At 70.3% G+C, this 11,865-nt stretch carries 9 protein-coding genes and 1 riboswitch; of the genes, 2 read left to right on the top strand and 7 right to left on the bottom strand.

The window, feature by feature from the left end:
• Positions 1-6 precede the first annotated feature (6 nt).
• The 5 genes from HPO96_RS08790 to HPO96_RS08770 are packed head-to-tail and all read right to left on the bottom strand — an operon-like array spanning position 7 to position 5,328.
• Positions 7-780 (bottom strand): enoyl-CoA hydratase, encoded by a 774-nt coding sequence (locus tag HPO96_RS08790; protein WP_171672793.1) that lies wholly within the window; start codon positions 778-780, stop codon positions 7-9.
• Complete coding sequence (gene mmsB / locus HPO96_RS08785) at positions 773-1,657, bottom strand: 3-hydroxyisobutyrate dehydrogenase (RefSeq protein ID WP_171672791.1); 885 nt, start codon at positions 1,655-1,657, stop codon at positions 773-775. The genes HPO96_RS08790 and mmsB overlap by 8 nt, the downstream gene beginning before the upstream one ends.
• Complete coding sequence (locus HPO96_RS08780) at positions 1,654-2,685, bottom strand: 3-hydroxyisobutyryl-CoA hydrolase (RefSeq protein WP_171672790.1); 1,032 nt, start codon at positions 2,683-2,685, stop codon at positions 1,654-1,656. Before HPO96_RS08780 ends, mmsB begins: the two co-directional genes overlap by 4 nt.
• Positions 2,682-3,821 carry an acyl-CoA dehydrogenase family protein gene (locus HPO96_RS08775; RefSeq protein WP_171672788.1) on the bottom strand — a complete coding sequence of 380 codons (1,140 nt, stop codon included), beginning with the start codon at positions 3,819-3,821 and terminating at the stop codon, positions 2,682-2,684. The genes HPO96_RS08780 and HPO96_RS08775 overlap by 4 nt, the downstream gene beginning before the upstream one ends.
• A gap of 7 nt (positions 3,822-3,828) precedes the next feature.
• Positions 3,829-5,328 carry a CoA-acylating methylmalonate-semialdehyde dehydrogenase gene (locus tag HPO96_RS08770; protein WP_171672786.1) on the bottom strand — a complete coding sequence of 500 codons (1,500 nt, stop codon included), beginning with the start codon at positions 5,326-5,328 and terminating at the stop codon, positions 3,829-3,831.
• 149 nt (positions 5,329-5,477) lie between these two features.
• Positions 5,478-5,687, top strand: a riboswitch (cobalamin riboswitch).
• 54 nt (positions 5,688-5,741) lie between these two features.
• Here HPO96_RS08770 and metE point away from each other — a divergent pair.
• Together metE and HPO96_RS08760 are read left to right on the top strand one after the other, a co-directional pair.
• Entirely contained in the window at positions 5,742-7,937 is a 2,196-nt protein-coding gene (gene metE, locus HPO96_RS08765; protein WP_171672785.1) for a 5-methyltetrahydropteroyltriglutamate--homocysteine S-methyltransferase, read from the top strand.
• Between the two features lie 27 nt (positions 7,938-7,964).
• Entirely contained in the window at positions 7,965-8,990 is a 1,026-nt protein-coding gene (locus tag HPO96_RS08760) for a prenyltransferase/squalene oxidase repeat-containing protein (RefSeq protein ID WP_171672783.1), read from the top strand.
• Here HPO96_RS08760 and aceB read toward each other — a convergent pair.
• Positions 8,977-10,584, bottom strand: a complete 1,608-nt coding sequence (gene aceB, locus HPO96_RS08755) for a malate synthase A (protein ID WP_171672781.1) — start codon at positions 10,582-10,584, stop codon at positions 8,977-8,979. The genes HPO96_RS08760 and aceB overlap by 14 nt on opposite strands.
• Entirely contained in the window at positions 10,584-11,849 is a 1,266-nt protein-coding gene (gene aceA / locus HPO96_RS08750) for an isocitrate lyase (RefSeq protein WP_171672780.1), read from the bottom strand. The genes aceB and aceA overlap by 1 nt, the downstream gene beginning before the upstream one ends.
• Between the last annotated feature and the right edge of the window lie 16 nt (positions 11,850-11,865).

The raw sequence follows: 11,865 nt of genomic DNA, 5'->3' as shown, positions 1-11,865 counted from the left end.
TACGGGTCAGGCGTGGCGGAACCCGGCGGGCCGCTTGTCCGTGAACGCGGCCATCCCCTCCTTCTGGTCGTACGTGGCGAAGGTGGAATGGAAGACGCGCCGCTCGAACAGGAGCCCCTCGGCCAGCCCGGTCTCGAAGGCCCGGTTGACGGCCTCCTTGACCATCATCGTGGCCGGCGCGGACATGGTCGCGATCTTCGCCGCCACCCCCACCGCCTCCTCGATCAGGACGTCGGCCTCGACCACTCGCGAGACCAGGCCGGACCGCTCGGCCTCGGCCGCGTCGATCATCCGCCCGGTCAGGCACAGGTCCATCGCCTTCGCCTTGCCGATCGCACGGGTCAGCCGCTGCGAACCGCCCATCCCCGGGATGACGCCGAGTGTGATCTCCGGCTGACCGAACTTCGCCGTCCCGGCCGCGATCAGGACGTCGCACATCATCGCCAGCTCACAGCCGCCGCCGAGCGCATACCCGGCCACGGCCGCGACCAACGGCTTCCGCACCCGGGTCAGCGCGTCCCACCCGGCGAACCAGTCAGCGGCGTACACGTCGCTGAAGCTCTGCGTCGCCATCTCCTTGATGTCGGCGCCGGCCGCGAAGGCCTTGGCCGAACCGGTGATCACGATCGCGCCGACCCCGGCGTCCCGATCGAGGACGGCGGCGGCTTCGGTCAGCTCCTGCATGGTCTGCAGGTTCAGCGCGTTCAGAGCCTGCGGCCGGTTGAGCGTGATCAGCGCGACCCGGCCGGCCGGCCGGGTGACGGTGATGGTCTCAGTCATTGCGATCCCCTCGGAGGCTGGTGACGATGGCGGAGAAGTCCCGGCCGGGCCCGTCCTCCTGGACGAACACTCCGTACAGCTCGGCGGCCTTGCGACCGAGCGCGGCCGGTACGTCGCCGGCGTCGGCCGCGGACTGTGCCAACCGCAGATCCTTGAGCATCAGCCCACTGGCGAACCCGCCGGCGTAGTCCCGGTTGGCCGGGCTCGTCGGCACCGGGCCCGGCACCGGGCAGTTCGTCGTGAGCGCCCAGCACTGACCGGACGCCGTCGACGCGACATCGAACAGCGCCTGGTCGGACAGCCCCAGGCTCTGGCCGAGCGCGAACGCCTCGCTGACCGCGATCATCGAGATCCCGAGGATCATGTTGTTGCAGATCTTCGCCGCCTGCCCGGCCCCGGAGTCGCCGCACGGCACCAGCCGCGCACCCATCGCCTGCAGGATCGGCTCGGCCCGCTGCACGGCTGCCTCCGGACCGCCGATCATGAACGTCAGCGTCGCCGCTTCAGCGCCGACGACCCCACCGGACACCGGCGCGTCGACCGCGTGGTGACCGGCCTTGACCGCCAGCGCCGCCGCATCCCGCGCGTCGGCGACGTCGATCGTCGAGCAGTCCAGGAACAAGGCGCCCGGCGCAACGACCGGGACGACCTCGCGGTAGCACTCGAGCACGTGCGCGCCACTCGGCAGCATCGTGATCACGACGTCCGCGCCGGTGACCGCCGCGGCGATCGACCCGGCGCCGACAATTCCGTTGCTAGTAGCAACTTCACGGGCGGCGGGCACGGGATCGTAGCCGACGACCCGTTCACCGGCCTTGACCAGGTTGGCCGCCATCGGCCCGCCCATGTTGCCGAGCCCGAGAAAGGCGATCGTCATCCCACCACCCCGCTCAGATCGGACGCCGGATCGCCGGCGAAGTACGCGGCCACGGTCGCGTCGTCCACCTCGGTCAGACTCGGCGGCGACCAGCGCGGCGACCGGTCCTTGTCGATGATCTGAGCGCGCACGCCTTCGACCAGGTCCGGGGACGACAACGCGTGCCGCGCGATCCGGAACTCCTGGACCAGCGCCGCCTCCAGATCGGGCAGTCGCGCGGCGCTCCGCAGCGCGCGCAGGGTGACCTTGAGCGCGGTCGGCGACTTCGTCTCGATCTCCTTGGCCGCCGCGATCGCCGCCGGACCACCGTCGCGCAAGCGCTCCAGGATCTCCTCGACCGTTTCAGCGGCGTAGCACTCGTCGATCCACGGCTGATCCGCCAGCGCACTGCTCGGCACCGGCTCCTCGACCGCCGCGAGCGCGGCCTGCGGCGTCCGGGAGCTCAACACGTCGAACAGATCCGGGAGCCGATCGGCCGGTACGTAGTGATCCGCGAGCCCGCAGTGGACGGCGTCCGCGCCGGACAGCTGCGCGGTCGTCAGCGCGACGTGGACGCCGACCTGCCCCGGCGCCCGCGACAACAAGTAGGTCCCGCCGACGTCGGGCACGAACCCGATCCCGACCTCCGGCATCGCGATCCGGGACCGGTCGGTGACGACCCGCAGGCCGCCGTGCGCGGAGACGCCGACGCCGCCGCCCATCACCAGCCCGTCCATGATCGCGAGGTACGGCTTGGGGTACCGCGCGATCAGCGCGTTCAGCCGGTACTCGTCGGCCCAGAAGTCCAGCGACGCCGTACCGCCGGCCCGCGCGTCCTCGTAGATGGAGCGGATGTCGCCGCCCGCGCAGAGCCCGCGGTCGCCGGCGCCGTCGATCGCGACCGCGCGGACGGCCGGGTCGTCCCGCCAGGCGGCGAGCTGGTTGCTGATGGCAATCACCATGCCATGGGTCAGCGCGTTCAGCGCCCGCGGCCGGTTCAGGGTGATCCGGCCGATCCCGCTGTGGACCACGAACAGCACGTCGTTCACGATGCCTCCCGGAGCATCTCGCGGGCGATGATCACCCGCATGATCTCGTTGGTACCTTCGAGAATCTGGTGCACGCGCAGATCGCGAACGATCTTCTCCAGGCCGTACTCGGCCAGGTAGCCGTAGCCGCCGTGCAGTTGCAGCGCCTGGTTCGCGACGTCGAAACCGGCATCGGTGCAGAACCGCTTGGCCATCGCGGCCAGTTGCGTCGCGCCTGCGTCGCGCTGGTCGAGCGCGTCGGCCGCTCGCCACAACAACGTTCGCCCGGCCTCCAGCTCGGTCCGCATATCGGCCAGCCGGAACCGCAACGCCTGCGCTTGGGACAAGCGCGCCCCGAACGCAGCCCGCTCACTCAGATGCCGGATCGCCTTGCCCAGCGCGGCTTCCGCGCCGCCGAGCGAGCAGGCGGCGATGTTCAGCCGGCCGCCGTCCAGCGCCGACATCGCGACCTTGAACCCGTCGCCCTCCGCGCCGAGCAGCGCGGACGCCGGGATACGGGCGCCGTCGAAGACGATCTGCCGGGTGGGCTGCGCGTTCCAGCCCATCTTCACCTCGTTCGGCCCGAACTCGAGCCCGGGGTTGTCCCGCTCGACGACGAACGCCGAGATCCCGCGGGCGCCCTGGTCTCCGGTCCGCGCGAGGACGACGTACACCTCCGACGTCCCAGCGCCGGAGATGAACTGCTTGACGCCGTCCAGCACATACTCGTCGCCGTCGCGGCGCGCCCGGGTGGTCAGCGCGGCCGCGTCCGAACCGGCGTCCGGCTCGGTCAGGCAGTAGCTGCCCAGGGCATCCATCGCCGCCATCCGCGGCAGATATCGGTTGCGCTGGGCAACGTCGCCGAACCGGTCGATCATCGAGGCCACCATGTTGTGGATCGAGATGTACGCCGCGATCGACGGGCAGCCGGTGGCCAGCGCCTCGAAGACGACGACGCCGTCCAGCCGGCCCAGCTCGGAGCCGCCGACGTCGTCGGGCAGGTACAGCCCGCCCATCCCGAGCTCGGCGGCCTTTCGGAGGACGTCGACCGGGAAGTGCTTGTCCCGGTCCCATTGCACCGCGTGCGGCGCGAGGTGCTCGGCCGCGAAATCCGCGGCGGTCGCGCGTAACGCGTGCTGTTCCTCGGTCAGTCGCATCGCGGCCTCAGCTCATCGTCGGGATGACGAAGCTGGCGCCTTCCTTGATCCCCGACGGCCAGCGCGAGGTGACCGTCTTGGTCTTGGTGTAGAACCGCACCGCGTCCGGGCCGTGCTGGTTCAGGTCGCCGAAACCGGACCGCTTCCAGCCGCCGAACGTGTGGTAGGCGATCGGCACCGGGATCGGCACGTTGACGCCGACCATGCCGGTGTTGACCCGCGCGGTGAAGTCGCGCGCGGTGTCCCCGTCCCGGGTGAAGATCGCGACGCCGTTGCCGTACTCGTGCTCACTCGGCAGCCGCAGCGCCTCGGCGTAATCCGCCGCACGCACGATCGACAGCACCGGACCGAAGATCTCCTCCTGGTAGATCCGCATCTCCGGCCGCACGTGATCGAACAGGAAGCCCCCGAGGAAGAAGCCGTTCTCGTGCCCGGGCACCGTCAGCCCGCGCCCGTCCACCACCAGCTCCGCGCCCTCGGCGACACCGGCCTCGACATACTCCAGGACGCGATCGACGGCGGCGGCCGTCACGAGCGGACCGAAGTCGGCCGACTCGTCCAGCGCCGCGCCGACCTTCAACGACCGGACCCGCTCGGCCAGCTTCGCGACCAGCGCATCGGCGGTCGCCTCGCCTACCGGGACGGCGACCGAGATCGCCATACAGCGCTCCCCCGCCGAGCCGTAACCGGCGCCGATCAGCGCGTCGACGACCTGATCGAGGTCGGCGTCCGGCATCACGATCAGGTGGTTCTTGGCGCCGCCGAAACACTGCGCCCGCTTACCGTGCGCGGCCGCGGTCGAGTAGACGTACTGGGCGATATCGGACGAGCCGACGAACCCGACCGCTTCGACGAGCGGGTCGGTCAGCAATGCGTCCACCGCGACCTTGTCGCCGTTCACGACCGAAAAGACACCCGGCGGCAGGCCGGCCTCGACGAACAGCTCGGCCAGCCGCAGCGGAACCGACGGGTCGCGTTCGGAGGGCTTCAGCACGAAGGCGTTGCCGCAGGCAATCGCCGGCGCGGCCTTCCAGAGCGGGATCATCGCGGGGAAGTTGAACGGGGTGATGCCGGCCACGACGCCGAGCGGCTGCCGCATCGAGTAGACGTCGATCCCGGTGCCGGCGCTGTCGCTGAACTCGCCCTTGAGCAGGTGCGGAATGCCGATCGCGAACTCCACGACCTCCAGGCCGCGCTGGATGTCGCCTTTCGCGTCGACGACCGTCTTACCGTGCTCGGACGACAACAGCCGGGCCAGGCTGTCCTCCTCGGCACGCACCAGATCGAGGAAGCGCATCAGCACGCGGGCGCGGCGCTGCGGGTTCCAGGCGGCCCACTCCTGCTGCGCGGCGGCGGCCGAGCGGACGGCGTCCGCGACCTCGTCCGCCGTGGCGAGCGGTACCCGGGCCTGGACCGCGCCGGTGCTGGGATCGAAGACGTCGGCGAACCGTCCGGAGGTACCCGGGACCGGTTTGCCGTCGAGGAAATGGTGGAGCTCAATGGTCATGGCCGACACCTTTCGCAAGCGGGCAGGACGGACCGCCCGGGTACGCGGTGGCGTGCCGGTCGATCGCCTGGGGGTGCCGCAAAAATATAGTAGGACGTCCAACTATGTCGAGGATCGACAGACATGGCGCAGATCACTGCGCGGCCGCATAGGCTGGTCGGGCCAGTGGTTCGGCCTGTCCGCCAGATGGGTCGTCGTAAGAGGGAATCCGGTGCGAATCCGGAGCTGCCCCGCAGCGGTGAGTGGGAACGAACGCCGTCATCAAGCACTGGGCGCGAGCCCGGGAAGCGATGGCCAGTAGATGTCTCGGCCGAGACGTGCCCGCGAGTCCGAAGACCTGCCACGGCCCATGGACGCGCGGCGTCCGTGGCCCCCGATGACCGCGTGGGACGGTCAGTCGAAAGGCAGCATCCGTGACATTGACCACCATCCACGGCTGGCCGCGCCAAGGCCCGGGCCGTGAGCTGAAACGCGCGATCGAAGGCCACTGGCAGGGCACGGTCTCCACCGCCGCACTCCACGACCTCGGCGCCGAGCTGCGCGCCGCGAGCTGGCGGCAACAGCTGGCGGACGGGCTCGACGAAGTCCCGACCGGCGACTTCTCGTCCTACGACCATGTCCTCGACACGAGCGTGATGGTCGGCGCGATCCCTGATCGCTACCGGGGCGCCGACCCGTACTTCGCGATGGCCCGCGGCACCCAGGACGTCGCACCGCTCGAGCTGACCAAGTGGTTCGACACCAACTACCACTACCTCGTCCCCGAGCTCGGCCCGGCGACAGTTTTCACCGCCGACGCCGGCAAACAAGTGGGCGAACTGAAGGAAGCCCTGGCACTCGGTCTGACCGCGCGGCCGGTGCTGCTCGGTCCCGTCACTTATCTGCTGCTGGCCCGGCCCGGGGCACTCGAACTGCTCGACCGGCTACTGCCCGTCTACGCCGAAGTACTCGCTGATCTGCGCGCCGCGGGCGCCGAGTGGGTCCAGCTGGACGAACCGGCTCTCGTCCAGGACCGCTCCCCCGCCGAACTCGCGGCCGTCGACCGCGCCTACCGCTTCCTCGGCGGCCTGACGGATCGGCCGCAGCTCCTGGTGGCGTCGTACTTCGGCCATCTCGGCGAAGCCTTTCCAGTGCTCGCCGACGTGCCGATCGACGGTCTGGCCATCGACTGCACCGCATCGCACGACATCGCGCCGCTGCAGGGCAAACGGCTGATCGCCGGGGTGGTCGACGGTCGCAACGTCTGGGCCAACGCCCTGGCCAAGTCACTGGCCACGCTCCAGTCCCTCGCCAAGCTGACCGATCGGCTCGACATCTCGACGTCCTGCTCGCTGATGCATGTGCCGCTCGATCTGGACGCCGAGACCGGTCTCGACCCCGAGGTCCGGCCGTGGCTCGCCTTCGCACGGCAGAAGGTCCGCGAGCTCGCGATCCTGAAACGCGGATTGCTCGAAGGGCCGGAGGCGATCGCCGCCGAGCTCGCCGCCAACCGGGCGAACTACCGCGCCCGCCGGCGCTCGCCCCTGACCAACAAGGCCCATGTCAGCTCCCGGACGGCGGCCATCCGGCCGGCGGACCTGCGCCGCGCGACGCCGTACGCCGACCGTCGTGCGGCCCAGCAGGCCGCGCTCGCACTCCCCCTGCTCCCGACCACCACGATCGGCTCGTTCCCGCAGACCGACGAGCTGCGCGTCGCCCGGGCAGAGCTCGACCAGCCGGCGTACGACGAGCGGATCGCGCGCGAGATCGGCGACATCCTGGAGTTCCAGGAGGAGCTCGGCCTCGACGTCCTCGTGCACGGCGAGCCGGAACGCGACGACCTCGTCCGCTATCTCGCGGAGCCGTTGTCGGGGTTCGTCACCACGAAACACGGCTGGGTGCAGTCCTACGGCACGCGGTACGTTCGGCCGCCGATCCTGGCCGGTGACGTCTACCGCAGTACACAGATCAACTACCACTGGACGACGTACGCCAAGGATCACGCGGGCAAGCCGGTCAAGGGCCTGCTGACCGGGCCGGTGACGATGCTGAACCGCTCGTTCGTCCGCGACGACCAGCCCCGGGCCGCGACCGCGCGGCAGGTAGCGCTCGCGTTACGCGACGAGGTGGTCGATCTGGAGATCACCGGGATCCCGATCATCCAGGTCGACGAGCCGGGGCTGCGCGAAGGGCTGCCGCTGCGGCAGGCCGACCGGGCGGCGTACCTGGAGTGGGCGGCCGAGGCGTTCCGGCTGACGACCAGCCGGGTGCGCGCGACGACGCAGATCCACACTCATATGTGTTACGCGGATTTCAGTGACATCGTGCCGACGATCCTCGAACTGGACGCCGATGTGATCAGCCTGGAGGCGGCCCGCTCGCACCTCGCGATCGCCGATGTCCTGGACGGTTCCCGGGCCGTCGGGCTCGGCGTGTACGACGTCCATTCGCCGCGCGTCCCCAGTACCCAGGAGATCGTCGCGCTGCTCCGGACCGCCCTGGCCGTGATCCCCGCGGACAGGCTCTGGGTCACGCCGGACTGCGGGCTGAAGACCCGCACCTGGCCGGAGGTCACCCAGGCCCTGACCAACCTCGTAGCCGCCGCGCGCCAACTCCGCGCGGAACTGTAACCGCCCGACCGAAAGGCTCATCCGTCCATGAGACTCCGCCCGCTCATCAGTTCGCTGCTCGTCCTCACCGCCGGGATCGCGATCCCGGCGACCACCGCGGCCGCCCATGCGGCCAAGCCCGCCGCCGCCTCCGGCTGGCTGGCCCGTCAGCTCGTCGACGGTGAGCGGTTCGAGGCCGAGTTCGGCGGCGAGAAGTTCCCCGACCAGGGGCTCACGATCGACGCCGTCCTCGGGTTCGCCGCGACCAAGTCGTCCGGTACGAACGCGGCCAAGGCGACCACCTGGCTCGCGAAACCGGAGATCCTGTCCGGCTACGCCGGTGACGGCGCCGACGAGTCGTACGCCGGGGCCGCCGCGAAACTCACGCTCGCAGCGCAGGTCCGCGGGCTGAACCCGGCGACCTTCGGCGGCGTCGACCTGCCGGCCCGGCTGCGCGCGCTGATCACGCCGTCCGGCCGGATCTCGGACAAGTCCGCGTTCGGCGATTACAGCAACGCGTTCTCGCAGTCGCTCGGGATCATCGCGCTGAAGCGGACGCCGGCCGGCGTACCGGCGTCCGCAGTGAACTTCGCCGTGGGCACCCAATGCGCCGACGGCGGCTTCCCGATCTTCTTCGGGACGACGCCGTGCGTCAGCGACACCGACGCGACCGCGATGGTCGTCCAGGCCTTGCTCGCCACGCACCGGTACGCCGATGCGGCCGAGGGGCTGGACTTCCTGGCGTCGAAACAGCAGGCCGATGGTGGCCTGGCGGCCGGGGCGGGTGCCGCCACGCCGAACACCAACACGACCGGTCTGGCCGGTCAGGCCTTCCGCGCCGGCGGCCGCACCACCGACGCCAACCAGGCCAAGTCCTACCTCCTCGGCCGCCAGCAGGGCTGCTCAGCACCAGCCGCCGTCCGCGGTGCGATTGCCTACGACGCGACCGGTTTCGACCCGGCCACCGCACCCCGGGCAACGGCACAGGCTGTCCTCGGTCTGGGTGCGCCGGGCCTGCACCAGCTGACGGCGGCCGGCTCGTCGCCGACCGCCGCGACGCTCAGCTGTTCCTGACCAGATAGCGCCGGTAGGCGTACTCCGTGATGAACGGCGGCAACGTCTCGCGGAGTACGCCGAACCGGACGAGATCGCGTAACGCGTCAATCCGCTCACCCGGGAAACCCGGCCGGGCCTTGACCAGGGCGGCCAGCTCGAAGTCCAGGCACTGGGCGACGAGCGGGAGCGAGACCGGAGTCCCGTCGTCGAGCTTGGTGCTGTGCTGAATCCACTGCCAGAGTTGGCATCTGGAGATCTCGGCGGTGGCTGCGTCCTCCATCAGGCCGTCGAGCGCGACCGCGCCGTGACCGTCCAGCCACGCGTCGAGGTAGCGCACCAGGACCGAGACATTCGTCCGGACGCCGGCTGCCGTGACGCTGCCCGGCGTACTGGCGACGGACAGCAGGTCCGCAGCGCTCGACCGGACGTCCTCGCGCAGCCGATCGAGCTGGTTCGAGCGATCACCGAGCACGGCGTCGAACGCCGTCCGGCAGGTCTCGACCAGACCGGGATGCGCGACCCACGAGCCGTCGTACCCGGCGGCGGCCTCGCGGTCCTTGTCGGCGCGAACCTTCGCCAGGGCGGCCTCGGCCGCATCCCGGCTCGGGATGACCGCGGCCATCCCGCCGATCGCGTAGGCGCCGCGTTTGTGACAGGTGCGCACGAGCAGCTCGGTGTAGGCCCGCATGAACGGGACCGTCATCGTCACCTCGGCCCGGTCCGGCAGCACGTAGGCCGCGTCCTTGCCGAAGTTCTTGATGATGCTGAAGATGTAGTCCCAGCGGCCGGCGTTCAGCCCGGCCGCGTGCGCCCGCAGCTCGTAGAGGATCTCTTCCATCTCGAACGCCGCGGTGATCGTCTCGATCAGCACGGTCGCCCGGATTGTGCCCTGCGGGATGCCGAGCCGGTCCTGGGCGAAGACGAAGACGTCGTTCCACAACCGCGCCTCGAGGTGGCTCTCCAGCTTCGGCAGGTAGAAGTAGGGTCCCGCGCCCTGCTCGATCAGCGCCCGGGCGTTGTGGAAGAAGAACAACCCGAAGTCGACCAGCGAGCCCGGCACCGGGTTGCCGTCGACAACGATGTGCCGCTCCAGCAGATGCCAGCCGCGCGGGCGGACGACGATCGTGGCCAGGTCGTTGCCGAGGGCGTATTCCTTGCCCTGCGGTCCGGTGTGCCGCAGGGTGCCGGCGATCGCGTCGCGCAGGTTGAGCTGCCCCTCGATCACGTTCGCCCAGGCCGGGCTGGTGGCGTCCTCGAAGTCTGCCATCCAGACGTCGGCGCCGGAGTTCAGCGCGTTGATCGCCATCTTCGCGTCGACCGGCCCGGTGATCTCGACCCGCCGGTCGAGCAGCCCCGGCGCGACCGGCGCGACCCGCCACGACGGGTCGTCGCGAATCGCCTGGGTCTCCGGCCGGAAGCGCAGTCCGTCCCCGGCGACGTCGCGCCGGAACCGCTGGTCCAGGACGAAGTTGCGCCGGTCGATGAAGGCGCGGTGCAGGTCGCGGAGGAAGTCGAGCGCCTCCGGGGTGACGATCTCGTCGTACCGCGGACCGTGCGCGCCGCGGACGTCGACGTGGTAGCGCGCCGAGCAGGTCGCTGCCTGGACGTTCATCAGAACTGCGCCTCCTCGGTCGAGCCGGTCAGCGCGGTCGTGGTCGAGGCGGGGTTGATCGTGGTGCTGAGCGCGTCGAAGTACCCGGTGCCGACCTCGCGCTGGTGCTTGGTCGCGGTGTAGCCGCGGTTCTCCGCGCCGAACTCGCGCTCCTGCAGGTCGACGTACGCCGTCATGCCGTCCCGGGCGTAGCCGTGGGCGAGATCGAACATCGAGTAGTTCAGCGCGTGGAACCCGGCCAGCGTGATGAACTGGAACTTGTAGCCCATGGCCCCCAGCTCGCGCTGGTACTTGGCGATCGTCGCGTCGTCCAGATGCTTCTTCCAGTTGAACGACGGCGAGCAGTTGTAGGCCAACAGCTGGTCCGGGTGCTCCTTCTTGATCGCCTCGGCGAACTGGCGGGCGACCTCCAGGTCCGGCTCGGAGGTCTCCATCCAGAGCAGATCGGCGTACGCCGCGTAGGCGAGCCCGCGGTCGACACACGGCTCGAGACCGTTGCGGACCCGGTAGAAGCCTTCGGCGGTGCGCTCGCCGGTGACGAACTTCTGGTCCCGCTCGTCGACATCGCTGGTGATCAGCGTCGCGGCCTGGGCATCGGTGCGCGCGATCACGACCGACGGGACGCCGGCCACGTCGGCGGCGAGTCGGGCCGCGTTCAGCGTGCGCTCGTGCTGCTTGGTCGGGATCAGCACCTTGCCGCCGAGGTGACCGCACTTCTTCTCCGAGGCGAGCTGGTCCTCCCAGTGCACACCGGCCGCACCGGCAGTGATCATCGACTTCATCAGCTCGTACGCGTTCAGCGGGCCGCCGAAACCGGCCTCGGCGTCGGCCACGATCGGGGCCAGCCAGTCCCGCGTGACGTTGCCCTCGGCATGTTCCAGCTCGTCGGCCCGGAGCAGCGCGTTGTTGATCCGGCGGACGACGGACGGCACCGAGTTGGCCGGGTAGAGGCTCTGGTCGGGGTAGGTATGGCCGGAGAGGTTCGCGTCGGCCGCGACCTGCCACCCGGACAGGTAGATCGCCTTCAGCCCGGCCCGGACCTGCTGGACGGCCTGGTTACCGGTCAGCGCACCGAGCGAGTGGACGTAGTCCTCGCTCGCCAGCAGCTCCCACAGCCGCCGGGCGCCGCGGTCGGCCAATGTGTGCGCCTCCTGCACGCTGCCGCGGAGGCGGACGACGTCCGCGCCGGTGTAGTCGCGCTTCACCGTCGACCACCGCGGATCGGTCGCCCACTGCTGGTCCAGTTCCTCGGCGCTGCTCGTCATCTTCGCTCCTCGTTCT

This window comes from Kribbella sandramycini, assembly GCF_013131805.1.
Classification (GTDB): Bacteria; Actinomycetota; Actinomycetes; order Propionibacteriales; family Kribbellaceae; genus Kribbella; species Kribbella sandramycini.
The sequence above is the reverse complement of the archived record's forward strand: the minus strand, read 5'-3'. Positions and strand labels throughout refer to the sequence as shown.

Excerpts from the sequence above, each read along its gene's own strand:
- mmsB (WP_171672791.1), bottom strand. The coding sequence starts at position 1,657 with ATGACGATCGCCTTTCTCGGGCTCGGCAACATGGGCGGGCCGATGGCG.
- HPO96_RS08760 (WP_171672783.1), top strand. The coding sequence starts at position 7,965 with ATGAGACTCCGCCCGCTCATCAGTTCGCTGCTCGTCCTCACCGCCGGG.
- HPO96_RS08790 (WP_171672793.1), bottom strand. The coding sequence starts at position 780 with ATGACTGAGACCATCACCGTCACCCGGCCGGCCGGCCGGGTCGCGCTG.
- aceB (WP_171672781.1), bottom strand. The coding sequence starts at position 10,584 with ATGAACGTCCAGGCAGCGACCTGCTCGGCGCGCTACCACGTCGACGTC.
- HPO96_RS08770 (WP_171672786.1), bottom strand. The coding sequence starts at position 5,328 with ATGACCATTGAGCTCCACCATTTCCTCGACGGCAAACCGGTCCCGGGT.
- aceA (WP_171672780.1), bottom strand. The coding sequence starts at position 11,849 with ATGACGAGCAGCGCCGAGGAACTGGACCAGCAGTGGGCGACCGATCCG.
- HPO96_RS08775 (WP_171672788.1), bottom strand. The coding sequence starts at position 3,821 with ATGCGACTGACCGAGGAACAGCACGCGTTACGCGCGACCGCCGCGGAT.